Consider the following 23,933-nt stretch of genomic DNA (forward strand, 5'->3'; position numbering starts at 1 on the left):
CTGTCCGCGTGTTCGACATCAACGGCGGTGAACTCATCATCATCGTGGTGCTCGCCGTCCTGCTCATCGGGCCCGAGCGCCTCCCCGGGTATGCCGCCCAGCTGGCGTCTCTGGTGAAGCGCGGCAAGCGCCTGCTGCAGGACACCAAGGCGCGCGTGGACACCGAGCTCGGCCCGGAGTTCAAGGACGTCGACTGGTCCAAGCTCGACCCGCGCCAGTACGACCCGCGCCGTATCGTGCGCGACGCGCTGATGGACGACGACGACGCTCCCGCACCGGCTCCGCGCGCCGCCGCGGCGGCGGGGGGCGCCGCGGCGGCGGCCGCCGCCACGCGCACCTCCGACGAGCCGCGCGCCGCGGTCCCCGCCCCCTTCGACGACGAGGCGACGTAGCCCGTCGGGCCGGGGCCGGACGGGTTTCCGAGCGGTCGCGCCGACCTGCCACAATGGACGCCATGTCCGACGTCGCCACCTCACCGTCCCTCCAGCGCGGAGCGTCCGCGCCGGGACTGCCCCGCATCTTCTCCGGCATGCAGCCGACCGACGGGTCGCTGCACCTCGGGAACTACCTGGGCGCGCTCGCCCAGTGGGTGGCGCTCCAGGACGACCACGAGGCGCTGTACTGCGTCGTCGACCTGCACGCCCTGACGGTCAACCCGGACCCGGCGGCGCTGCGCGAGCGCACCCGCCGCACCGCCGCCCAGTACCTGGCCGGCGGCATCGACCCGGAGCGCTCCATCCTCTTCGTGCAGTCGCACGTGGCGGAGCACGCCGAGCTCGCGTGGCTCCTGTCCTGCCAGACCGGTTTCGGCGAGGCCGGCCGCATGACCCAGTTCAAGGACAAGTCCGCGAAGCAGGGCTCCGAGGGCACCACCGTGGGGCTGTTCACCTACCCCGTGCTCATGGCCGCGGACATCCTGCTCTACGACACGGCGCTCGTGCCGGTCGGCGAGGACCAGCGTCAGCACCTCGAGCTCACCCGCGACCTCGCGGAGCGGCTCAACGCCCGCTTCGGCGAGGGCACCGCCGTCGTCCCCGAGGCGCACATCGTCAAGGCCGTGGCGAAGATCCAGGACCTCCAGGAGCCCACGGCGAAGATGAGCAAGTCGAACGCCGGCGGCAAGGGCGTCGTCTGGCTGCTCGAGGACCCGAAGAAGGCCGTCAAGGCGATCAAGTCGGCGGTGACCGACGCCGACGAGACGTACGGGGTGCGCTACGACCCCGCGGCCAAGCCGGGCATCTCCAACCTGCTCACGATCTTCTCGGCCGTCACGGGCCGTGGGGTCGACGAGATCGCCGCCGAGTACGACGGCCGCGGCTACGGCTACCTCAAGGTGGACCTGGCCGACGCGGTCGTCGCGTTCCTCGAGCCGTTCCAGGCGCGGGCGCAGACGTACCTCTCCGACCCGGCCCAGCTCGACAAGGTGCTCGCCGACGGCGCCGAGCGCGCGCGAGAGATCGCGCGCCCGGTGCTGAACCGGGTCTACGACCGGTTCGGCCTGCTGCCCCGGGGAGCGCGGTGAACCTCCCCGACCGCGGCCCGGCCCAGGTGCGGATCGGCGTCGCCATCGCGGTGCCCGAGCCGTTCGGCTCGCAGCTCCAGGAGGCGCGCGCCGCGCTGGGCGATCCGCTGGCCCACGCGATCCCGCCGCACATCACGGTGATCGGCCCCACGGTGGTCGACGAGTCCGTGCTGGACGCGGTGGTCGAGCACCTCGAGAAGGTCGCGTCGGAGACGGCACCGTTCCGGGTGCACCTGCGGGGGGCCGGCACCTTCCGCCCGATCTCGCCCGTGGTGTTCGTGGCCCTCGCCGAGGGCATCGCGGAGTGCGAGCAGCTCGAGACCGCCGCCCGCTCGGGCGTGCTGGCCCAGGAGCTGCGGTTCAACTACCACCCGCACGTCACCGTCGCGCACGAGGTCTCCGAGGCCGACCTGGACCGCGCCTTCGTCGAGATGGCGGACTTCGACGGCGTGTTCGAGGTGGACCGCCTGTGGCAGTACGAGCACGGCGACGACGGCGTGTGGCGACCGCAACGCTCGTTCCGGCTCGCGGGGGAGCAGCCCGCTCCCTGAGGGGTCTCGCTGTGTAGTGTCGCGGTGTGAACGACCGACTCGAGCGTGCCAGGAGCCGGTCCGTCGTCGCGTACCAGTGGTTCAAGAGCCTGCGACCCGTGCGGTCGTGGTACTGGTACGTCGACCGCCGCGGCGCCCTCCTGTGCGGCGGCATCGCCTACACCGCGATCTTCTCGCTCTTCGCGGCCCTGACCATCGGGTTCACGGTGTTCTCGCGGGTGCTGGCGGGGCGGCAGGAGCTGCAGGACGAGGTGTTCGAGCAGATCAACGACTGGCTCCCGGGCCTCATCAAGACCGCCGACAACCCGAAGGGCGTCCTCGCCCCGAGCCAGCTCGTGCTCGACTCGGCCCTGACCTGGACGAGCGTGATCGCCTCGGTCGTCTTCCTGTGGACCGCGATCGGGTTCATGCGCGCGCTGCGCATCTCCGTGCGGTCGATGTTCGACCAGCCGGTGGTGGGCGTCAGCCCCGTGCTGTCGAAGATCTGGGAGCTGCTCGGCTTCGTCATCCTCGGCGCGATGATCGTGGCCTCCGCCGGGGCGAGCATCCTCTCCCAGACGTTCAGCCGACAGATGCAGGCGTGGTTCGGCAGCTCGTACCTGCTCGCCCAGCTCACCGCGCTCGGCACCGCCGTGGTGGGCGTGCTGCTCGACGCGCTGCTCGTCTACCTCATCGTGCGGGTCGTGGCCCGGGTCAGGCCACGCCGTCGGCGCGACTTCGTGCTCGGGTGCCTGGCGGCGGGCGTCGTCGCCGGAGCGCTGCGCTGGCTGGGCACGTCCGTGGTGGCGGCGGGCGCGGAGCGCAACGCGCTGCTGGCGGCGTTCGCCGGCCTGGTCACGGTGCTGGTGCTGGTGAACTTCGTCGCCCGGGTGCTGCTGCTGGTGTGCGCATGGGTGTACGACCCGCCGCGGCTCGACGAGATCGCGCACGCGGAGGCGGAGGTGGCGGCGATGCGCGACGCGGCGGAGATCGAGCGTGTGGTCCGCCGGGGTCAGGGGTCCGGAAAGCCGTGGAGCCCCGTCGTACGCGGGGTACGACGGGGCTCCTACGCCATGCGGATGTCCAGCGTGCGCCGGGTGGGCCGCGGTGGCCGGGGGGTCAGAACGCGCGCGTGATCATGGCGCGCTTGACCTCCTGGATCGCCTTGGTGACCTCGATGCCGCGCGGGCAGGCCTCGGTGCAGTTGAAGGTCGTGCGGCAGCGCCACACGCCCTCCTTGTCGTTGAGGATCTCCAGGCGCTGCGTGGCGCCCTCGTCGCGGCTGTCGAAGATGAACCGGTGCGCGTTGACGATCGCGGCCGGGCCGAAGTACTGGCCGTCGGTCCAGAACACGGGGCACGACGACGTGCACGCGGCGCACAGGATGCACTTGGTGGTGTCGTCGAAGCGCTCGCGGTCCTCGGCGGACTGCAGGCGCTCGCGCGTCGGCTCGTTCCCCGACGTGATGAGGAACGGCATGATCTCGCGGTAGGAGGCGAAGAACGGCTCCATGTCGACCACGAGGTCCTTGACCACGGGCAGGCCCTTGATGGGCTCGACCGTGATCGGCTTGTCCGGGTTGACGTCCTTGAGGAGCGTCTTGCAGGCGAGGCGGTTGCGGCCGTTGATGCGCATGGCGTCGGAACCGCAGACACCGTGCGCGCAGGAGCGGCGGAAGGTCAGCGACCCGTCCTGCTCCCACTTGATCTTGTGCAGGGCGTCGAGCACGCGGTCGGTGCCGTGCACCTGGACGGTGAAGTCGTCCCAGGTCGACTCCTCGCCGTGCTCCGACTCGGGGTTGTACCGCCGGATGCGGAGCGTGACCTCGAAGCTGGGGATGGCACCGGCCTTCGGCTCGGAGGCCGGGGCCGCAGGGTTCTCGAGAACAGCAGTCATCAGTACTTCCGCTCCATGGGCTCGTACCGGGTCTGGATGACGGGCTTGGACCCCAGGACGACCTTGTAGTCCCCGAAGTCCTCGACGTGGTCGAAGTAGCCCGGGACGTGGCCGTCGCCGGCGTCGGGGGCCGACGTCGGACGGCGGTACGCCATCGTGTGCAGCATGTAGTTCGCGTCGTCGCGGTCCGGGAAGTCCTCCCGGTAGTGCCCGCCGCGGGACTCCTTGCGGTTGAGGGCGGCGACGACGGTCACCTCGGCGATGTCCAGCAGGAAGCCGAGCTCGATCGCCTCGAGCAGGTCCGTGTTGAACAGCTTGCCCTTGTCCTGCACGGAGACGTTCCGGTACCGCTTCTGCAGCTCCCGGATCTCGGCCAGCGCCTCGTTGAGGGAGTCGCCGGTGCGGAACACCTGGGCGTTCGCGTCCATCGTCTCCTGGAGCGCCTTGCGCACGTCCGCGACGCGCTCGCCGTCGGGGCGGTCGCGCATCTCGGCGAGCTGCGCCTCGACGCGGGCGGTCGGGTTCTCCGGGAGCTCCTTGTGCTGGGCGACCGTCTTGGCGTACGCCGCGGCGGAGCGGCCGGCGCGCTTGCCGAAGACGTTGATGTCGAGCAGCGAGTTGGTGCCGAGGCGGTTCGACCCGTGCACGGACACGCACGCGACCTCGCCGGCCGCGTAGAGACCCTTGACGACGTTGTGGCTGTCGCGCAGCACCTCGCCCTGCACGTTGGTCGGCACGCCGCCCATCGCGTAGTGCGCCGTCGGGTAGACGGGCACGGGCTCGGTGTACGGCTCGATGCCGAGGTACGTGCGGGCGAACTCGGTGATGTCCGGGAGCTTCGCGTCGATGTGCGCGGGCTCCAGGTGCGTGAGGTCGAGCAGCACGTAGTCCTTGTTCGGGCCGGCGCCGCGGCCCTCGCGCACCTCGTTGGCCATCGAGCGGGCGACGATGTCGCGCGGCGCGAGGTCCTTGATGGTGGGGGCGTAGCGCTCCATGAAGCGCTCGCCGTCGGAGTTGCGCAGGATGCCGCCCTCGCCGCGCGCCGCCTCCGACAGGAGGATGCCGAGGCCCGCGAGGCCCGTCGGGTGGAACTGGAAGAACTCCATGTCCTCCAGCGGCAGGCCGCGGCGGTACGCCAGCGCCATGCCGTCGCCCGTGAGGGTGTGCGCGTTCGACGTCGTCTTGAAGATCTTGCCCGCGCCGCCGGTGGCGAAGATGATCGCCTTCGCCTGGAACACGTGGATCTCGCCGCTGGCCAGGTCGTAGGCCACGACGCCGGTCGCGTTGACCTCGGCGCCGTCCTCGAGCTGCTCGGTGGTGAGGTCGTGGTCCGTGAGCAGGTCCAGCACGTAGAACTCGTTGTAGAACTCGACGTTCTGCTTCACGCAGTTCTGGTACAGCGTCTGCAGGATCATGTGGCCGGTACGGTCCGCGGCGTAGCACGCGCGGCGCACGGCGGCCTGGCCGTGCTCGCGGGTGTGACCGCCGAACCGGCGCTGGTCGATGCGGCCCTCGGGCGTGCGGTTGAACGGCAGGCCCATCTTCTCCAGGTCGAGGACCGAGTCGATGGCCTCCTTCGCGAGGATCTCCGCCGCGTCCTGGTCGACCAGGTAGTCACCGCCCTTGACGGTGTCGAACGTGTGCCACTCCCAGTTGTCCTCCTCGACGTTCGCGAGGGCCGCCGCCATGCCGCCCTGGGCGGCACCGGTGTGGGAGCGGGTGGGGTAGAGCTTCGAGATGACCGCGGTGCGGGCCTCGCCGGAGGCCTCGAGCGCCGCGCGCATGCCGGCGCCGCCTGCGCCGACGATGACGACGTCGTACTGATGTGTCTGCATCGGGGGGTGCCTGTCCTTAGTTCGAGAAGCAGATCGACGGCAGGAGCTCGGCCGGGGCGCCCGGCGGGCAGGGGTTGAACGTGAAGATCACGAGGGTGCCGAGCACGACCACGATCGTGAACGCCAGGTACAGCAGCACCTTGAGCACGCCACGGGTGGAGTCCTTCTGGGCGTAGTCGTTGATGATCGTCCGCACACCGTTGGTCCCGTGGATCATCGCGAGCCACAGCATCAGCAGGTCCCAGACCTGCCAGAAGGGGCTGGACCACTTGCCGCCGACGAACGCGAAGTCGATCGCGTGCACGCCGTCGCCGACCATGAGGTTGACGAACAGGTGCCCGAAGACGAGCACGAGCAGCACCACGCCGGACGCCCGCATGAACACCCAGCTGTACAGCTCGTAGTTGCCGCGGGTGGTCTTGCGGCGCGCGTACGGGGACCGCGGGGCGGCGATCGCGGACGGGGTCTGGGACCCGGTCTGTGTCGTGGCCATCAGTGCCCACCTCCGAAGACGTTCATCAGGTGCCGCGGCAGGAAGCCGGCCATGGTCACGACGAACAGGCCGACGACGACCCAGAGCATCGCCTTCTGGTACTTCGGGCCCTTGGCCCAGAAGTCGACGAGGATCACGCGGATGCCGTTGAACGCGTGGAAGACGATCGCGGCGACGAGGCCGGCCTCCCCGAGTCCCATGATCGGCGTCTGGTACGTCCCGATGACGGCGTTGTAAGCCTCGGGCGACACCCGGACGAGAGCCGTGTCCAGGATGTGCACGAGGAGGAAGAAGAAGATGAGCACGCCGGTCACGCGATGCGCGACCCAGGACCACATGCCTTCACGGCCGCGGTAGAGCGTGCCAGCAGGTGCTGTAGGCACGGGGGGAGCCTCCGTTGGCGGATTCTGTGTGGATTCCGTTCACGGTCACTGTAGTGACATCCGGTCGTCTCGCGGCACACGAGGTCCGGCAAACCGGGACGGTCCGGTGTCTTTCGTGACCTATTCCACAGGGTTGACGTCGCCGACGGCGCGGGCGTCAGCACGCTTATGCTGCGGGGATGAGCGCGGACACGAGCACGGGGGCGACCCCCACCCGTCCACCGATCCCCGGGTTCTACGCCGTGATCCCCGCCGGGGGCGCCGGCACCCGGTTGTGGCCGCTCTCCCGCGCGAGCGCGCCGAAGTTCCTCCACGACCTCACGGGTGCGGGACGCACGCTGCTCCAGGGCACCGTCGACCGGCTGCGTCCGCTCGCCGGCGGCGGGGTCGTGCTCGTCACCGGCGAGCCGCACGTCGCGGCCGCACGCGAGCAGCTGCCGGAGCTGGCCGAGGACGCCGTGCTCGCGGAGCCGTCCCCGCGCGACTCGATGGCCGCGATCGGGCTGGCAGCGGCCGTGCTCGAGTACCGGCACGGGGACGTCGTCGTGGGCTCGTTCGCCGCGGACCAGGTGGTCTCCGGCGCGGCGTCGTTCGACGCCGCGGTGCGGGAGGCGGTCGAGGCCGCGCGCGCCGGCTACGTGGCGACGATCGGCATCGCCGCCTCGCGCCCGTCGGTGGCGTTCGGCTACGTGCGCAGCGGCGACCCGCTGGGCGTCGAGGGCGCGCCGAGCGCCCTGCACGCGCGCGGCTTCACGGAGAAGCCCGACGCCGCGACCGCGCGCGAGTACGTCGCGTCCGGCGAGTACCGCTGGAACGCCGGCATCTTCGTCGCGCGCTCCTCCGTCCTCCTGGGCCACCTGGCCACGCACCGCCCCGCCCTGCACGACGGGCTGCGGGAGATCGCCGCCGCGTGGGACACGCCCGACCGCGGGGCCGTCGTCGCCCGGGTGTGGCCCGGCCTCGAGAAGATCGCGATCGACCACGCCGTCGCCGAGCCCGTCGCGGCCGAGGGCGGCGTCGCCGTCGTGCCCGGCACGTTCGGGTGGGACGACGTCGGCGACTTCAACTCGCTCGCCGCGCTGCTGCCGTCGGACGACGAGGGCGGCTCCAAGGTGCTGGGCGACGCGGCCGACGTCGTGCGCGTGCAGTCCGCCGGCTCGGTCGTCGTGCCCGGCGGGGACCGGGTGATCGCGCTGCTCGGCATCGACGACGTCGTCGTGGTGGACACCCCAGACGCGCTCCTGGTGACCACCCGGGCCCGCGCGCAGCAGGTCAAGGACATGGTCGACGCGATGCGCGCACACGGCCGGGAGGACGTGCTGTGAGCGCCCGCGAGGCCGGCGTGGGCGCGCGCCTGGACGAGATCGTGTTGGGCCTCGAGGCGGAGCTGGTCGAGATCCGGCGCGACGTGCACGCGCACCCGGAGCTCGGCCGGCAGGAGGTCCGCACCACGGCGCTCGTGGCCGACCGGCTGCGCGCGGCCGGCCTCGAGCCGCGGCTGCTCGAGGGCACCGGCCTGGTCTGCGACGTCGGCCCCGACCGGTCGCCCGACGGCCTGGGCCGGGTGGCGCTGCGCGCGGACATCGACGCCCTGCCGCTGGACGACTCGTGCGGCCTGCCGTTCCGCTCGGTGGTGCCGGGCGTGGCGCACGCCTGCGGGCACGACGTGCACACCACCGTCGTGCTGGGCGCGGGCCTGGCGCTCGCCGCGCTGCACGACGAGGGCCTGCTCGAGCGGGGCGCGCGCCTCGTCTTCCAGCCCGCCGAGGAGGTCATGCCCGGCGGCGCGCACGACGTCATCGCGCAGGGCGTGCTCGACGGCGTGGACCGCATCGCCGCGGTGCACTGCGAGCCCAAGCTGGACGTCGGGCAGATCGGCACCCGCATCGGCCCGATCACGTCGGCGTCGGACACGGTCACCGTGACGCTGTCGTCGTCGGGCGGGCACACCTCGCGGCCGCACCTGACGGGCGACGTCGTGTACGCCCTCGGGCAGGTCATCACGCAGGTGCCCGCGGTGCTGGGTCGCCGGCTCGACCCGCGCTCGGGCGTCAACCTCACCTGGGGCGCGGTGCACGCGGGCAACGCGCACAACGCGATCCCCGCGACGGGCACGGTCGGCGGCACGCTGCGCTGCCTCGACGTGCGGGCGTGGGAGCGCGCCGGGCAGGTGCTGCACGACGCGGTGGAGCAGGTCGTCGCGCCGTACGAGGTTGACGTCACCGTGCGGCACGCGCGCGGCGTCCCGCCGGTGGACAACGACGCCGCCGTGACCGGCGCGCTCGAGGCGGCGGGGGCGGCGGTGCTCGGCCCCGACGGCGTCGTGCTCACCGAGCAGTCGCTCGGCGGCGAGGACTTCGCCTGGTACCTCACCAAGGTGCCGGGCGCGATGGCCCGCCTCGGCACCGGGACCCCGGGGGAGCGGCGCTACGACATCCACCAGGGCGACCTCGTCGTGGACGAGCGGGCGATCGCCGTCGGTGCCCGGTTGCTGGGACGTTTCGCGCTCCAGCCGTGAGACGCCGGAAAGTGTCCGGCGTGTTACCGAATGTCCCGGCGGCCCGTGGTGTCGATACCGCTTCGGTAACGACTCCTGCGGGTTCGCCGCCTGCGGTTCTCGGCCGGGGTGGCGGTGGCTAGGCTTCTCGTCGGTGACGGGCCGGACGATCCTGGCCCGACGAACGATCGACAGGAGCGACAGGTGAAGAGAGCGATCCAGCTCACCGCCCTCGCCGGCGTCGCCGCGCTCGCGCTGGCGGCCTGTGCGGAGGCCCCCGAGGAGTCCGGCGACGGCGGCAACGCGGGCGCGACGAGCGACTTCAAGCCGTGCATCGTCTCGGACCAGGGAGGGTTCGACGACAAGAGCTTCAACCAGCTCAGCTACGAGGGCGTCCAGCAGGCCGCCGAGGAGCTCGGCACCCAGGCCGTCGAGGTCCAGTCGCAGTCCGAGAGCGACTTCAAGCCGAACCTCGAGTCGCTCGTCGGGCAGAACTGCGATGCCATCGTGTCCGTCGGTTTCGCGCTCTCCGCCGCGACCATCGAGTCGGCCAACGCGAACCCGGAGACGCACTACATCATCGTCGACGACGCCGCGGACGCCGACTTCGACGGCAAGGCCGACGCGGAGAACATCAAGCCGCTGCTCTACGACACGGCGCAGGCCGCGTTCCTCGCGGGCTACCTCTCCGCGGGGTACTCCGAGACAGGCAAGGTCGGCACCTTCGGCGGCCAGCCGTTCCCGACGGTCACGATCTTCATGGACGGCTTCAAGCAGGGCGTCGAGTACTACAACGAGACCAAGGGTGCCAAGGTCGAGGTCGTCGGCTTCTCGGGCGGCGAGGAGGGCTCTTTCACGGGCGGCTTCGAGGCCAACGAGACGGCGAAGACCACCGCGCAGAACATCATCGACCAGGGCGTCGACGTGCTGCTGCCGGTCGGCGGCCCGATCTACCAGTCGGCGATCGCGGCGATCCAGGACTCCGGCAAGGACATCGCGCTCGTGGGCGTCGACGCCGACTTCTACGAGACCGACCCGTCCACGCAGGACTACGTCCTCACCTCGATCCTCAAGCGGATGGACGTCTCGACCTCCGAGGCGGTGCTCGCCGCCGGCCAGGGCAACTTCGACCCGACGCCGTACGTGGGCACCCTCGAGAACGACGGCGTGGGGCTCGCCCCGCTGCACAACTTCGAGGACAAGGTCGACCCCGCCCTCATGGACGAGGTCAACGCCCTCAAGGAGCAGATCATCGCCGGCGACGTGACGGTCGAGTCGTACCTCTCCGGCCAGGAGTGACCGGCTCCTCGACACACCGGTGACGCTCGTGCGCGGGCCCGCGGGAACGTCCCCGGGCCCGCGCACGACGTATGCGGGCGGCGACGACGGCGCCCCGGTGAGAGGCTGACGACGGTGCGTCAACCCGGCCCCGGACGGTCCTCGACCGACCCTCGACGGATGGAAGGCAGAGCATGAGGCTCGAGCTGCGAGGCATCACGAAGCGCTTCGGCGCGCTCGTGGCGAACGACCACATCGACCTGGTGGTGGAACCGGGCGAGATCCACTGCTTGCTGGGTGAGAACGGTGCCGGCAAGTCCACCCTGATGAACGTGCTCTACGGCCTCTACCAGGCCGACGAGGGCCAGATCCTGCTGGACGACGCGGTCCAGGACTTCGCGGGGCCCGGCGACGCGATGGCCGCGGGCATCGGCATGGTGCACCAGCACTTCATGCTGGTGCCGGTGTTCTCCGTGGCCGAGAACGTCATGCTGGGACACGAGTCCACGCGCGCGGGGGGCGTCCTCGACCTGGACAGCGCCCGCGCGAAGGTCCAGGAGATCTCGGCACGGTTCGGCTTCCAGGTGGACCCGGACGCGCTGGTCGAGGACCTGCCGGTCGGGGTGCAGCAGCGGGTCGAGATCATCAAGGCGCTCTCCCGGGACGCCGACGTGCTGGTGTTCGACGAGCCGACGGCCGTGCTCACCCCGCAGGAGACCGACGAGCTCATGGCGATCATGCGGCAGCTGCGCGACGAGGGCGCGGCGATCGTCTTCATCACGCACAAGCTGCGCGAGGTGCGCGCCGTGGCCGACCGCATCACCGTCGTCCGGCACGGCAAGGTGGTCGGCGAGGCCAGCCCCGGTGCGACCGACGCCGAGCTGGCGTCGCTCATGGTGGGCCGCGCGGTCGAGCTGACGGTCCGCAAGGACGCGCCGCGCACCACCGAGAACGAGCTGAGCGTGTCCGACCTGCGGGTCACCGGGCCCGACGGCCAGGTGCTGGTCGACGACGTGAGCTTCACCGTCCGCGGCGGCGAGGTGCTCGTCGTGGCGGGCGTTCAGGGCAACGGGCAGACCGAGCTGACCGAGGCCCTGGTCGGACTCCAGGAGCAGGTCTCCGGCAGCGTGCGGCTCGACGGCAAGGAGCTGGTGGGACGCTCCGTGCGGCGGATCCTCGACGCCGGCGTCGGGTTCGTGCCGGAGGACCGCAACGAGGACGGCCTGGTCGGCGAGTTCACGATCGCCGAGAACCTCGTGCTCGACCGCACGGACGGTCCGCCGTTCGTGCGCCGGGGCACCCTGCAGCTCGCGGTGCGCGACGAGTTCGCCCGCGAGAAGGTCGCCGAGTTCGACGTCCGCACGCAGGGCATCGAGACGCGCGTGGGCCGGCTCTCGGGCGGCAACCAGCAGAAGGTCGTGCTCGCGCGCGAGCTGTCCCGCGAGCTGCGCCTGCTGGTCGCGGCCCAGCCGACCCGCGGCGTCGACGTCGGGTCGATCGAGTTCATCCACAAGCGGATCGTCGAGACGCGCGACACCGGCATCCCCGTGGTGGTGGTGTCGACCGAGCTCGACGAGGCCGTCGCGCTCGCCGACCGGATCATGGTCATGTACCGGGGCCGCGTGGTCGGGATCGTCCCGGCGGACACCCCGCGCGACCTGCTCGGCCTCATGATGGCCGGCATCGCGCCCGAGGACGCGTCGCCGACCGGCCCCCAGAACGAAGGAGACGCGGCGTGAGCGGCGAGACGCCCCGGGACCGGGGGCAGGACCCGGCCCAGGACCCGGCATTGGGGCCGGGGCCCGACGTCGACCCCGGCTCGCGCCTCGGTGAGGCGCTCGAGAGCGTCGACGCCGCGGCCGAGCCCGGGCTCGCGGAGGAGCTGGAGCAGGAGGCCGCGCGCGAGCAGGCGGCGGTCGTCGAGGAGTCGGGCCAGCGGTGGCGGGACGCGTTCCGCCGCGCGACGTCGGGCGGCTGGGCCGTCGCCCTCGGCGCGATCGTGCTCGCGATCCTCGCGGGCTCGGTCCTCATCGTCGTCACCGACGAGAGCGTCCAGGCGGCCGCGCCGTACTTCTTCGCCCGTCCGGGGGACACGCTGGCGGCGATCGGCCAGGCGGTCGGCGGGGCGTACTCGGCCCTGTTCCAGGGCGCGGTCTACAACTTCGGCGCGGACTCCTTCGCGCAGGGCATCCGGCCGCTCACGCAGACGCTCACGAACGCCACGCCGCTCATCGCGGCCGGCCTCGGCGTCGCGCTCGCCTTCCGTGCCGGGCTGTTCAACATCGGCGGACAGGGGCAGATGCTTGTCGCGGCGACCGCCGCGGGCTGGATCGGCTTCGGCGTCACCGGGCTGCCGTTCCCGTGGCACATGCTGCTGTGCCTGGTGGCCGGCGTGGCCGCCGGCGCGCTGTGGGCCGGCATCGCGGGCCTGCTCAAGGCGCGGACCGGGGCGCACGAGGTGATCGTCACGATCATGCTCAACTACGTCGCCTTCTACCTGCTGTCCTACTTCCTGGCCACGCCGGGCCTGATGCAGGCCCCTGGGTCGGCCAACCCGAAGACCCCGCCGATGCAGGACAGCGCCGTGCTGCCCCCGCTCCTCGGGGACCGGTACAACCTGCACTGGGGCTTCGTGCTCTCGCTGCTCGCCGTCGTCGGCGTGTGGTGGCTCCTCAACCGCTCCAGCACGGGCTTCGCCTTCCGCGCGGTGGGGGAGAACCCCAAGGCGGCACGGGTCGCCGGCATCGACGTCCCGCGGACCACGGTGCTCGTGATGCTCGTCGCGGGTGGGCTGGTCGGGCTCGCGGGCACGCAGCAGGTGCTGGGCACGGTGACGACGGGCTTCAGCGCCGACATCGACGCGGGCATCGGGTTCGACGCCATCACCGTGGCGTTGCTCGGCGGCTCCTCGCCGTGGGGCGTGCTCGGCGCCGGCATCCTCTTCGGCGGCTTCAAGGCCGGCGGGTCCGCGATGCAGGCTGCCCAGGGCATCCCGATCGAGATCGTCCTCGTGGTGCAGTCCCTGATCGTGCTGTTCATCGCGGCGCCGCCGCTGGTGCGCGCGATCTTCCGGCTCCCGCAACCGGAACGCACACCCCGGAAGCGAGAGACCCGGCGGGACCGCCGCCGCGCCGCGAGCACGGGCACCACCGAGGGAGGACGGGCATGACCGCCACGACCGTCGACGCCGCGGGGCCCGCGGCCACGGCGCCCGCGCCGCGTGCCGGCGCCCCGGTGACCTGGAAGGCCGCGACGGGCCTCGCCGTGGTCCTCGCGCTGTACGCCCTGCTGCTGCTCCTGGCGCCGCACGAGGGCTCCGCGCGGTTCGCGCTCTCGACGAGCACCGACCTCGTGGTGCTGTCCACCCTCGTGGTGCCCGCGATGGGCACCGCCTGGGTGTGCGGCGCCGTCGGGCTCGTCGTGCTCGCCTACGCGGTGCTGCGCACCCGTGCCGGGCGGCGCGTGCCGGCGTGGGCGATCGCGATCTTCGCGGCCGCCCTGCTGATCGGGTTCCTGGCGTGGGCCGCCGCGGGCAGCCCGCGCGACCTCTCCGTCGTCGGCCTCCTGGGTGGCGCCGTCGGCCTGTCGGTCCCGCTGGTGTACGGCGCGCTCGGCGGCGTGATCGGCGAGCGCGCCGGCGTCGTGAACATCGCCATCGAGGGACAGCTGCTCGCGGGCGCCTTCGTCGCGGCGATCGTCGGTTCCCTGACGAACAGCCCGTGGGCCGGGCTCGTCGCGGCGGTCGTCGCGAGCGCCCTGGTCGCGCTGGTGCTGGGGCTCTTCACCATCACCTACCGCGTCAACCAGGTGATCGTCGGCGTCGTGCTCAACGTGCTGGTGATCGGCCTGACGAGCTTCTTCTACTCCGAGCTGCTCGTGCCCAACGCGGAGACGCTCAACTCCACGGTGCGGTTCCCGCGGCTGCCGATCCCGGGACTCGAGAGCATCCCCGTCATCGGGCCGGTGCTGTTCAACCAGACGATCGTCGTGTACCTGATGTACATCGCGGTGCCGGCCGTCTGGTACGCCCTGTTCCGGACCAGGTGGGGCCTGCGGGTGCGGGCGGTCGGCGAGCACCCCAAGGCGGCCGACACGGTGGGCATCGACGTGCTGCGCACGCGCTACCGGGCCGTGCTGATCGGCGGCGCGGTGGTCGGGCTCGGCGGCGCGTTCTACACGGTGGTGTCGATCAACCAGTTCGGCCGCGAGATGACGGCGGGCGCCGGCTTCATCGCCCTCGCCGCGGTCATCTTCGGCAAGTGGGACCCGCTGCGCGCTGCCCTGGCCGGCCTGCTGTTCGGCTTCGCCACCAACCTGCAGAACGTGCTGTCGGTCGTGGGATCGCCCGTCCCGAGCCAGTTCATGCTCATGCTGCCGTACGTGGTGACGCTGCTCGCGGTGGCCGGGCTGGTCGGCAGGTCCCGCGCGCCCGCGGCGTCCGGGACGCCCTACACCAAGGAGTAGCCGTGCCCGAGCCCGCAGCGCCCGAGACCCCGGTGCCCGAACCCGCCGTCGACTGGGACGCCCTGCGCGCCGCGGCGCGCGAGGTCGTGGGCCGCGCGTACGCGCCCTACTCGGGGTTCCCCGTGGGTGCCGCCGCACTGGTCGACGACGGCCGCGTGGTGGTGGGCTGCAACGTGGAGAACGCCGCCTACGGGGTGACGCTCTGCGCGGAGTGCTCCCTCGTGTCGGCCCTGGTCACCGGTGGTGGCGGGCGCCTCGTCGCGTTCACGTGCGTGGACGGCGCGGGCCGGACGCTCATGCCGTGCGGGCGGTGCCGGCAGCTGCTGTGGGAGCACGGCGGACCCGACCTGCTGGTGGAGTCCGCGCGGGGGGTGCTGCCCATGACCGAGGTGCTGCCCGACGCGTTCGGCGCACCGGACCTGGACCGCTACCGCGAGGGGAGCGACGCGTGACCGTGCCGGGAACACCTTCGGGCACGACGTCGGGCGACGAGCCGTTCGACGCCGTCGACGTCATCCGGACCAAGCGCGACGGGCACCCGCTCGAGGCGGCGCAGATCGACTGGGTGGTGGACGCGTACACGCGCGGCGCCGTCGCCGAGGAGCAGATGTCGGCCCTCGCGATGGCGATCCTGCTGCGGGGGATGACCCGCCCGGAGGTCGCGCGCTGGACGGGCGCGATGATCGCCTCCGGCGAGCGGATGGACTTCTCCGGCCTGTCACGCCCCACCGCGGACAAGCACTCGACCGGCGGCGTCGGGGACAAGATCACGCTGCCGCTCGCGCCGCTCGTCGCGTCGTTCGGCGTGGCGGTGCCGCAGCTGTCGGGCCGCGGCCTCGGGCACACCGGCGGCACGCTCGACAAGCTCGAGGCGATCCCGGGCTGGCGGGCGGCGCTGTCCAACGCCGAGCTGATGGCGCAGCTCGAGGACGTGGGCGCGGTGATCTGCGCCGCCGGGGCGGGGCTCGCCCCCGCCGACAAGAAGCTCTACGCGCTGCGGGACGTGACGGGCACGGTCGAGTCGGTGCCGCTCATCGCGAGCTCGATCATGAGCAAGAAGATCGCGGAGGGCACCGGCGCGCTGGTGCTCGACGTCAAGGTGGGCTCGGGCGCGTTCATGAAGGACCTGGCGTCCGCCCGCGAGCTCGCCCGCACCATGGTCGACCTCGGCACCGACGCGGGCGTGCGCACGGTCGCGCTGCTCACCGACATGGCCGTGCCGCTCGGCCGCACCGCGGGCAACGCGCTCGAGGTGCGGGAGGCGGTCGAGGTGCTCGACGGCGGCGGGCCGGCGGACGTCGTCGACCTCACCGTGGCGCTGGCCGTGGAGATGCTCGCCGGCGCGGGGCGGCCCGTGCCCGAGCCGGAGGTGCGCGCGGCGCTGGCCGACGGTCGCGCCAAGGAGGTCTGGCGCCGGATGATCGCGGCGCAGGGCGGCGACCCGGACGCCGAGCTGCCGCGGGCGCGGGAACGGCGTGACGTGCTCGCGGACCGGTCCGGCGTCCTCACCGCGCTCGACGCGTACGCCGTGGGCGTCGCCGCTTGGCGGCTCGGCGCGGGGCGCTCGCGCCGGGAGGACCCGGTGCAGGCCGGGGCGGGCGTCGAGCTGCACGCGAGGCCTGGGGACGAGGTCGTCGCCGGGCAGCCGCTGCTCACGCTGCACACCGACACCCCGGAGCGCTTCGACCGCGCCCGTGCTGCGCTCGAGGGGCGGTGGGCGGTGGACGATGCCGCGGACGGCGGGGTGGGCGGCGACGCGGCCCGACCGCTCGTCCTCGACCGCGTGGGATGACCACGCTGCGGCTGACGGACGTCCTCGCGTCCCTGGGCGCGTTCGCGGGGCCGGTGCCGCTGCCGCCGCCTGCCGGGCGGTTCGACCGCCCGGAGGTGCCCGCCGACCTCGCGCCGGCGCTCGCGACGCTCGCCCCGGCGGTGCGGGCACGGGTGCTCGACCCGCTCGGCCGCGGCGAGCCGCCGCCGGCCCCGGGGCGCCCGCGGACGCTGTCGCTGCCCGGGGCCGAGGTCGACACCCCGGCACGGCAGGTCGACGAGCGCACCTGCGGGGCGGCCGTGCTCGCGATGCTGCGCCTCGCCGGAGACCCGCGCCGCGCGCTCGAGGTGTGCCGCTGGCCCGCGGGCGCGGCAGCGGCGTTCGTCGTCGCCCAGCGCGAGCTGCACGCGCGCGCCGTCCGGGGCCCGGGCGGCGTGCCGTGGTGGCCCGCGGCGCTCGGGACCCCGCCGTGGGGCGCCGCCCGCGCAGCGCGGTACGGGCGCGTGCGCTACTCCCACCGCGTGGTCGGCGGGCGCACGGCCCGCAGGGTGCTGGGTGCGGCAGTGGAGGCCGTGGCCCGCGGCGTGCCGGTCCCGCTGTACACCGGCGGCGACCTCGCCCGGGGCGTGTCGACGGCGGTGCCGCGGCACGTCGTCCTGCTGACCGCGGTGCACGACGGCGTGGCGACGCTCTACGAGCCGTCGTCCGGCCGCCTGCACGCGGTCCCGATCCCGGCGCTCGTGGCCGCGGGCCGGGAGGGCGGCGACCGCCGGCTGCTGACCGCCGCGCTCGGCGGCTGGCCGCACGTCGTGTGGGCTCTGCTGCCGCTCGACGCGCGGGGCTGAGCGCTCCCCTGGCGCACCACGGGGGCCGGGGCCACGATGGGAGCGCACCGCCGTCGAGCGAAGGGAGAGACCCATGAGCACCGCACCGGACGACGCCTGGCGGGACGCCGGGCTCGAGAGCCCCGACGACACCACGAGCCTGGTCGAGGACGCCCTGACGGACGACGCGCAGGGCGGCGAGGACGAGGCGCCCGAGGTGCGCGCGGAGGAGTACAAGCCGCGGCACGCCCGCCCCGACCTGGCCGGCGAGGCCGCGGAGGCCGACGTCGTCGAGCAGAGCCAGGAGGTCCCGGAGCTCGACGACCCGGAAGCCTCCGACGACGCGTGATCGCCGGTAGGTTGGCCCCATGACGCAAGCCCTCGTCGACCTGATCCCTGCCCTGCCCAAGGTGCTGCTGCACGACCATCTCGACGGGGGCCTGCGACCGCAGACCGTGCTCGAGCTCGCCGCCGAGGTGGGCCACGAGCTCCCGGCGTCGGACGCCGAGTCGCTCGGCACCTGGTTCGTCGAGGCCGCGGACTCCGGGTCCCTGGTGCGGTACCTCGAGACGTTCGACCACACGATCGCCGTCATGCAGACGGCCGACGCCCTGGCGCGGGTCGCGCGCGAGGCCGTGCTGGACCTCGCCGCGGACGGCGTCGTGTACGCCGAGCAGCGCTGGGCGCCGGAGCAGCACCTGGCCCGCGGCCTGACGCTGCCGGAGACGGTCGAGGCCGTGCAGGCGGGCATCGACGAGGGCATCCGCGAGGCGGCGTCGCGCGGGCATATCATCCGCGTCGGGCAGCTGGTCACCGCGATGCGCCACACGGACCGGTGGCAGGAGATCGCCGAGCTCGCCGTCGCGTACCGCGACCGGGGCGTGGTCGGCTTCGACATCGCGGGCCCCGAGGACGGCTTCCCGCCGTCGCGGCACGTCGAGATCTGGCGCTACCTGGCCGAGCAGGACTTCCCGACGACGATCCACGCGGGCGAGGCGGCCGGCCCGGCGTCGATCGCCGAGGCGGTGCACCTGGGCCAGGCCGACCGCATCGGCCACGGCGTGCGGATCGTCGAGGACATCACCTTCCACGAGGGGTTCGACGACGACGGCGAGCGGCGCGCCGAGCTGGGGCGCCTCGCGCACTGGGTGCGCGACCACCAGATCGCGCTCGAGGTGGCTCCCGTGTCCAACCTGCAGACGGGCGCCACGTCGGCGACGTCGGTGGCCGACCACCCGATCACGCGCCTCAAGGAGCTGGACTTCGCGGTCACGCTCAACACGGACAACCGCCTCATGTCCCGCACGTCCATGTCGAACGAGATGACGCGACTCGTCACCGAGGCGGGGTGGACCATCGACGACCTGGCCGACGTCACCCTGACCGCCGCGTGGAGCGCGTTCATGCACCACGACGAGCGCCGCGCGCTCGTCGACGACGTCATCCTGCCGGGCTACCAGCAGGTCGAGGGAGCACAGCGATGAATGGTCCGACGCCGTCTGCCGCCCGGCCCGGGCAGGCCGACCTGCCCTCCGACGCCCTCGCGCTCGCGCGGTACGTCGACCACACGCTGCTCAAGCCGGAGGCCACCAGCGCCGACGTCACCGCGCTGGTCGAGGAGGGCGTCCGGCTGGGCGTGTTCTCGGTCTGCATCTCGCCGACGTTCGTCGCGCACGCGGCGCGCGCCGCCGCCGGTCGGATCGCGGTGGCGACCGTGTGCGGCTTCCCGTCGGGCAAGCACGTCAGCGCGGTGAAGGCGGCCGAGGCGGCCCGCTCCGTCGCCGACGGCGCCGACGAGGTGGACATGGTGATCGACGTCGGCGCGGCCAGGGAGGGCGCGTTCGACGCCGTCCGGGCGGACATCGCCGCCGTGCGCGCGGCCGTGCCCGAGGGCCACCTGCTCAAGGTCATCATCGAGGCGGCCGCGCTCACGGACGACCAGATCGTCGCCGTGTGCCGGGCCGCGCAGGACGCGGGCGCCGACTTCGTCAAGACGTCGACGGGCTTCCACCCCTCCGGCGGCGCGTCCGTGCACGCGGTCGAGCTCATGGCCGCCACGGTGGGCGGCGCGCTGGGGGTCAAGGCCTCGGGCGGCGTCCGGACGCTGGACGACGCGCTCGCCATGATCCGCGCCGGCGCCACGCGGCTGGGGCTGTCCGGCACCGCGGGCGTGCTCGCGGGCTTCGCCGGGGGCGAGCAGGCCGCCGCCGGGTCCGGCTACTGACCGTCGGCGTGCCCGAGCCGCTCGTCGACGTGCGCGCCGCGACGCGCACGCACGGCACCGTCCAGGTCCTCGGGCCGACGTCGCTGACGCTGGGGCCCGGCGCGGCGGTCGCCGTCGTCGGGCCGAACGGCAGCGGCAAGTCGACGCTGCTGCGCCTGGTCGCGGGCAAGGACGAGCCGACGTCGGGCGAGGTGCGCGTGCTCGGCCTGCCCGCCGGGCAGGCACGCCTGCGCCGCCGGGAGGACGTCGCTCTGCTGCTGGGCGGCCTGTCCGCCTACCCCGACCTCACGGTCGCCGAGCACCTGCGCCTCGTCGCGTCGGCGTGGGCCGGGCGGCACCCCGGCCCGGACGTCGAGACGGCGCTCGAGGCGGCCGAGCTCGCCCGGGTGCGCGACCAGCTCCCCGGGGAGCTGTCGTCGGGGGAGGGCCAGATGTTCGCCCTCGCGACGACGCTGTACCGGCCGGCCCGCCTCGTGCTGCTCGACGAGCCGGAGCAGCGCCTCGACGCCCGCTGGCGGGCGGTGGCGCGGCGCCTCGTCGCCGGCGCGCTGGACGCCGGCCGGGCGCTGCTCGTCGCGACCCACGACCCCGACCTGCGCGCCGACCTCGCCCGCCGCGGCCGCGAGGTCGAGCTCGCGGCGCCGGGGCCGCGATGAGCCGGAGGACGAGTCGATGAGCGTGACGGCGCACGTCGACGACGGCTCCCGCGTGCCGTATCCGCGCTGGCGGCGGTGGGTCGCGTCGCTGCGGCGCCGGGCGCTGGTCGCGCGGGCCGCGGAGTCCGGCGGGGACCCGCACGACCGTGTCTACCTCGGCTACGGGGTGGTGCTGCTCGCCCTCGTGTACGGGCCGATCCTGTGGAGCGCGCTCGCCGAGGCGGCCGCGGCGGTGCCGCTGCCCGGCGCGCTGCCGGGCCGGGCAGCGGCCGTGGTGGCGGGGACGGTGCTCGCGCTCGGCGCCGCCTGCCTCGCGGCGCTCGCCACGGCCCGCGCCGGCGGCCCGCTGTGGACCACCCCCGCGGAGACGGCCTTCGCCCTGTCCGGCCAGTTCCGACCCCGTGACGTGCTGCGTCGCCGCGCGCTGCTCCTCGTCCTCGGCGCCGCGGCCGTCGGAGCCTTCGCCGCGACCGCCGGAGCGGCGGGGCTCGCGGGCGGGTCGGCGGCGAGCGAGCCGGGGGCGCTCCTGGGCGCGGGCGTCGGGGCGGCGCTGCTGGCGCAGGTGCCGCTGACCGTCGGCGCGGCGGCGCAGGTGCCCGGCCGGCGGCGCGCCGCAGTCGGGGTCACCCTGCTCCTGGTGACGCTCGGGCTGGTCGTTGCCCTGGGCGCGGTGACACCCGGGGCGCTGCCCGCCTCCCCCGGGGCCGCCTGGGCACGGGCCGGGGTGACGGCGCTGGTCGTGCTGGTCACGGCCGTCGGACTGGCGTCGTCGTGGCTCGTCGTGCGGGTGCTGCCGGACGAGCTCGACGTGGACGCCGCGGCCGCGGGGCAGTCGCGCACGGTGACGGTCGGCCGCGGCCTGGTGGGCGGCGACTCCGGCGCGACGACGGACGTGCTGGGCCCCCGGACGTACCGTGGGCGCCGGGCGGGTCTGCCGCGGCGGCTGCTGCGCGTGGCGCCCCTGGTGGCGCGGGACCTGCTGGGCCTGCGTCGCCGGCCCGCCGCGGTCGTCGCCGCTCTCGGGACCGGCGTCGTCGGCGCGCTCCTGGTGCGGTGGGGGGCCGAGGGCGGGCCCGCCGTCGTGACCGTGGCCGGTGCGCTGGCGCTGTACGCGGCGGCGCGGACGTGGTCCGACGGCCTGCACGCGTTCGCCGCCCAGCCGCAGCCGGGCGCCCTCCTGCCCGGCTCGTCCGCCCGCGCCGTCGCCGGTCACGCGGTGGTGCCCGCAGGCCTGTCCCTGGTCGCGGTCGCGGCCGGCGTAGCGGGCGCAGGCACGGGCGGGGTCGTGGCGGTGCTCCTCGTGGTCGTGCTGGTGCTCGGCGCGCGCGTCTGGGTGGCGGGCGCGACGGCCGCGCCGCCCGGGCTCTTCACACCGATGATGACGCCGAACGGCGACATGTCGATGCTGGTGCTGGGCGCGTGGTACCTGCGCGGGTGGCTCGTCGTCGGCGGCGCGGCCTGGCTGTTCCAGCGGGCGGGCCCCGGTGCCCCGGCGGTGGTGCTGCTCCTGGCGCTCGCGGCCGCGCTGGCCGCGGCGGGAGCACGGCGGTTCGCCTGGGCGTGACACGACGCACCCGGCCTCCGGTCGCGGCGCGAGACCTTCCGTCGCACGCTCGTGGCAGGGCTCGAGACCCGGGCCGCCGCCCGACCGAGAGGGACCGCTCGTGTACTACAGCAACGGCAACTACGAGGCGTTCGCGCGCCCGCGCAAGCCCGCCGGCGTCGACGACAAGTCGGCGTGGCTCGTCGGGGCGGGGCTCGCGTCGATGTCCGCCGCGGCGTTCATGATCCGCGACGGTCGGATGGCGGGGGAGCGGATCACGATCCTCGAGCGGCTGCGGTTGCCGGGCGGTGCGCTGGACGGCATCAAGGAGCCGACGAAGGGCTTCGTCATCCGCGGCGGGCGCGAGATGGAGGACCACTTCGAGTGCCTGTGGGACCTGTTCCGGTCGGTCCCGTCGATCGAGATCGAGGATGCGTCGGTGCTCGACGAGTTCTACTGGCTCAACAAGGACGACCCGAACTACTCGCTGCAGCGTGCCACCGTGGACCGGGGCCAGGACGCGCACACGGACGGCCTCTTCGGCCTGACGGAGAAGGCGCAGAAGGACATCGTGACGATCTTCCTCGCCACCCGCGAGGAGATGGAGGGCAAGCGGATCGACGAGGTCTTCGGGCCCGACTTCCTGGCCAGCAACTTCTGGCTGTACTGGCGCACGATGTTCGCGTTCGAGGAGTGGCACAGCGCGCTGGAGATGAAGCTGTACCTCCACCGCTTCGTGCACCACATCGGCGGGCTGCCGGACTTCTCGGCGCTGAAGTTCACCAAGTACAACCAGTACGAGTCCCTGGTGCTGCCCCTGTACCGGTGGCTCCTCGACCAGGGCGTGACGTTCCGGTTCTCCACGGAGGTCACCGACATCGACTTCGAGATCACGCCCGCGCCCGACGGCCGCGGCCGCAAGCAGGCGACGCGGATCCACTGGGTGGCCGACGGCGAGCCCGGCGGCGTCGACCTCGGCGAGGACGACCTGGTGCTGACCACGATCGGCTCGCTGACGGAGAACTCGGACGACGGCGACCACCACACGCCCGCCCGCCTGGACACCGGCCCCGCGCCCGCCTGGGACCTGTGGCGCCGGATCGCCGCGAAGGACCCGTCGTTCGGGCACCCCGACGTCTTCGGCGGCGACATCCCGCGGACGAAGTGGGAGTCGGCGACCGTCACGACGCTCGACCCGCGCATCCCCGGGTACATCCAGAAGATCTGCAAGCGCGACCCGTTCAGCGGGAAGGTGGTCACCGGCGGCATCGTCACGGCGAAGGACTCGAGCTGGTTGCTCAGCTGGACCGTCAACCGGCAGCCGCACTTCAAGCAGCAGCCCGCCGACCAGATCGTGGTGTGGGTGTACTCGCTGTTCGTCGACACGCCGGGCGACTACGTGAAGAAGCCCATGCAGGAGTGCACGGGGGAGGAGATCACCCGTGAGTGGCTGTACCACCTGGGCGTGCCCGTCGACCAGATCGACGAGCTCGCGGCCAGCGGGGCCAAGACGGTGCCGGTGATGATGCCGTACGTGACGTCGTTCTTCATGCCGCGGCACGCGGGCGACCGGCCCGACGTCGTGCCGCCGGGCGCGGTGAACTTCGCCTTCATCGGCCAGTTCGCCGAGACCAGCCGCGACTGCATCTTCACCACCGAGTACTCGGTGCGCACCGGCATGGAGGCGGCCTACCGCCTGCTCGACATCGAGCGCGGCGTGCCGGAGGTCTTCGGCTCCACCTACGACGTGCGCACGCTGCTCAAGGCCACCAGCCGCCTGCGCGACGGCGAGGAGGTGGACCTGCCCGGGCCGAAGTTCCTGCGGGAGCGGCTCATGCGGCGCCTCGACGGCACGCAGATCGGCGAGCTGCTCACCGACTTCGGGCTGATCCCCGAGCTCGGCGGCACGGCTCGTCGCGAGCGCGCGGACGACGCCGTCGAATGACCCGGCGCCGGACGGGCGGTGACGGACCTCACAGGCGGCACGGGGGCGTGAGGAAGTTAGGCTCGCCTCACC

At 73.3% G+C, this 23,933-nt stretch carries 23 protein-coding genes; 19 read left to right on the forward strand and 4 right to left on the reverse strand.

Annotated elements, in window-relative coordinates:
• The first annotated feature begins 8 nt into the window (after nucleotides 1-8).
• From ACQP60_RS02090 to ACQP60_RS02105, 4 genes are all read left to right on the forward strand, one after another.
• A complete protein-coding gene (locus ACQP60_RS02090; RefSeq protein WP_429728172.1) occupies nucleotides 9-392 on the forward strand; it encodes a twin-arginine translocase TatA/TatE family subunit in 384 nt (127 codons plus the stop codon).
• Between the two features lie 62 nt (nucleotides 393-454).
• Nucleotides 455-1,522, forward strand: coding sequence for a tryptophan--tRNA ligase (gene trpS, locus ACQP60_RS02095; RefSeq protein ID WP_429728173.1), 1,068 nt, complete (start codon nucleotides 455-457; stop codon nucleotides 1,520-1,522).
• Nucleotides 1,519-2,073, forward strand: a complete 555-nt coding sequence (locus ACQP60_RS02100; protein ID WP_429728174.1) for a 2'-5' RNA ligase family protein — start codon at nucleotides 1,519-1,521, stop codon at nucleotides 2,071-2,073. The genes trpS and ACQP60_RS02100 overlap by 4 nt, the downstream gene beginning before the upstream one ends.
• A gap of 26 nt (nucleotides 2,074-2,099) precedes the next feature.
• On the forward strand, nucleotides 2,100-3,188 hold the full coding sequence (locus ACQP60_RS02105) for a YihY/virulence factor BrkB family protein (RefSeq protein ID WP_429728175.1): 1,089 nt from the start codon (nucleotides 2,100-2,102) through the stop codon (nucleotides 3,186-3,188).
• Here the strand turns inward: ACQP60_RS02105 and ACQP60_RS02110 are convergent.
• The 4 genes from ACQP60_RS02110 to sdhC are packed head-to-tail and all read right to left on the reverse strand — an operon-like array spanning nucleotide 3,172 to nucleotide 6,659.
• A complete protein-coding gene (locus ACQP60_RS02110; protein WP_429728176.1) occupies nucleotides 3,172-3,948 on the reverse strand; it encodes a succinate dehydrogenase iron-sulfur subunit in 777 nt (258 codons plus the stop codon). The genes ACQP60_RS02105 and ACQP60_RS02110 overlap by 17 nt on opposite strands.
• Complete coding sequence (sdhA, locus tag ACQP60_RS02115; RefSeq protein ID WP_429728177.1) at nucleotides 3,948-5,783, reverse strand: succinate dehydrogenase flavoprotein subunit; 1,836 nt, start codon at nucleotides 5,781-5,783, stop codon at nucleotides 3,948-3,950. Before sdhA ends, ACQP60_RS02110 begins: the two co-directional genes overlap by 1 nt.
• A gap of 16 nt (nucleotides 5,784-5,799) precedes the next feature.
• Entirely contained in the window at nucleotides 5,800-6,276 is a 477-nt protein-coding gene (locus ACQP60_RS02120) for a succinate dehydrogenase hydrophobic membrane anchor subunit (RefSeq protein ID WP_429728178.1), read from the reverse strand.
• Nucleotides 6,276-6,659 (reverse strand): succinate dehydrogenase, cytochrome b556 subunit, encoded by a 384-nt coding sequence (gene sdhC, locus ACQP60_RS02125; RefSeq protein WP_416342102.1) that lies wholly within the window; start codon nucleotides 6,657-6,659, stop codon nucleotides 6,276-6,278. The genes ACQP60_RS02120 and sdhC overlap by 1 nt, the downstream gene beginning before the upstream one ends.
• Before the next feature lie 179 nt (nucleotides 6,660-6,838).
• Here sdhC and ACQP60_RS02130 point away from each other — a divergent pair, with 179 nt between their 5' ends.
• From ACQP60_RS02130 to ACQP60_RS02200, 15 genes are all read left to right on the forward strand, one after another.
• On the forward strand, nucleotides 6,839-7,984 hold the full coding sequence (locus tag ACQP60_RS02130) for a mannose-1-phosphate guanylyltransferase (RefSeq protein ID WP_429728179.1): 1,146 nt from the start codon (nucleotides 6,839-6,841) through the stop codon (nucleotides 7,982-7,984).
• Nucleotides 7,981-9,177: an amidohydrolase gene (locus ACQP60_RS02135; RefSeq protein ID WP_429728180.1), complete on the forward strand. Its 1,197-nt coding sequence runs from the start codon at nucleotides 7,981-7,983 to the stop codon at nucleotides 9,175-9,177. The genes ACQP60_RS02130 and ACQP60_RS02135 overlap by 4 nt, the downstream gene beginning before the upstream one ends.
• A 183-nt stretch (nucleotides 9,178-9,360) precedes the next feature.
• Nucleotides 9,361-10,455, forward strand: a complete 1,095-nt coding sequence (locus tag ACQP60_RS02140; RefSeq protein ID WP_429728181.1) for a BMP family lipoprotein — start codon at nucleotides 9,361-9,363, stop codon at nucleotides 10,453-10,455.
• A 173-nt stretch (nucleotides 10,456-10,628) separates the two neighbouring features.
• A complete protein-coding gene (locus ACQP60_RS02145; protein WP_429728182.1) occupies nucleotides 10,629-12,173 on the forward strand; it encodes an ABC transporter ATP-binding protein in 1,545 nt (514 codons plus the stop codon).
• Entirely contained in the window at nucleotides 12,170-13,603 is a 1,434-nt protein-coding gene (locus tag ACQP60_RS02150) for an ABC transporter permease (RefSeq protein ID WP_429728184.1), read from the forward strand. Before ACQP60_RS02145 ends, ACQP60_RS02150 begins: the two co-directional genes overlap by 4 nt.
• The gene (locus ACQP60_RS02155; protein ID WP_429728185.1) at nucleotides 13,600-14,898 is read left to right on the forward strand and encodes an ABC transporter permease; all 1,299 of its coding nucleotides are present in this window, start codon (nucleotides 13,600-13,602) and stop codon (nucleotides 14,896-14,898) included. The genes ACQP60_RS02150 and ACQP60_RS02155 overlap by 4 nt, the downstream gene beginning before the upstream one ends.
• 2 nt (nucleotides 14,899-14,900) lie before the next feature.
• Nucleotides 14,901-15,350 carry a cytidine deaminase gene (locus ACQP60_RS02160; protein WP_429728186.1) on the forward strand — a complete coding sequence of 150 codons (450 nt, stop codon included), beginning with the start codon at nucleotides 14,901-14,903 and terminating at the stop codon, nucleotides 15,348-15,350.
• Entirely contained in the window at nucleotides 15,347-16,690 is a 1,344-nt protein-coding gene (locus ACQP60_RS02165; RefSeq protein ID WP_429728187.1) for a thymidine phosphorylase, read from the forward strand. Before ACQP60_RS02160 ends, ACQP60_RS02165 begins: the two co-directional genes overlap by 4 nt.
• Nucleotides 16,687-17,514 (forward strand): hypothetical protein, encoded by an 828-nt coding sequence (locus ACQP60_RS02170; RefSeq protein WP_429728189.1) that lies wholly within the window; start codon nucleotides 16,687-16,689, stop codon nucleotides 17,512-17,514. The genes ACQP60_RS02165 and ACQP60_RS02170 overlap by 4 nt, the downstream gene beginning before the upstream one ends.
• A 73-nt stretch (nucleotides 17,515-17,587) precedes the next feature.
• Nucleotides 17,588-17,842: a hypothetical protein gene (locus tag ACQP60_RS02175; RefSeq protein ID WP_429728190.1), complete on the forward strand. Its 255-nt coding sequence runs from the start codon at nucleotides 17,588-17,590 to the stop codon at nucleotides 17,840-17,842.
• Between the two features lie 19 nt (nucleotides 17,843-17,861).
• The gene (locus tag ACQP60_RS02180) at nucleotides 17,862-18,977 is read left to right on the forward strand and encodes an adenosine deaminase (protein WP_429728191.1); all 1,116 of its coding nucleotides are present in this window, start codon (nucleotides 17,862-17,864) and stop codon (nucleotides 18,975-18,977) included.
• A complete protein-coding gene (deoC, locus tag ACQP60_RS02185) occupies nucleotides 18,974-19,717 on the forward strand; it encodes a deoxyribose-phosphate aldolase (protein WP_429728192.1) in 744 nt (247 codons plus the stop codon). The genes ACQP60_RS02180 and deoC overlap by 4 nt, the downstream gene beginning before the upstream one ends.
• 8 nt (nucleotides 19,718-19,725) lie before the next feature.
• Complete coding sequence (locus ACQP60_RS02190) at nucleotides 19,726-20,373, forward strand: ABC transporter ATP-binding protein (protein WP_429728193.1); 648 nt, start codon at nucleotides 19,726-19,728, stop codon at nucleotides 20,371-20,373.
• Between the two features lie 16 nt (nucleotides 20,374-20,389).
• Nucleotides 20,390-21,937, forward strand: coding sequence for a hypothetical protein (locus tag ACQP60_RS02195; RefSeq protein ID WP_429728194.1), 1,548 nt, complete (start codon nucleotides 20,390-20,392; stop codon nucleotides 21,935-21,937).
• 100 nt (nucleotides 21,938-22,037) lie between these two features.
• Complete coding sequence (locus ACQP60_RS02200; protein ID WP_429728195.1) at nucleotides 22,038-23,861, forward strand: oleate hydratase; 1,824 nt, start codon at nucleotides 22,038-22,040, stop codon at nucleotides 23,859-23,861.
• Nucleotides 23,862-23,933 lie beyond the last annotated feature (72 nt).

This window comes from Isoptericola variabilis (assembly GCF_050311655.1).
Classification (GTDB): domain Bacteria; phylum Actinomycetota; class Actinomycetes; order Actinomycetales; family Cellulomonadaceae; genus Isoptericola; species Isoptericola variabilis.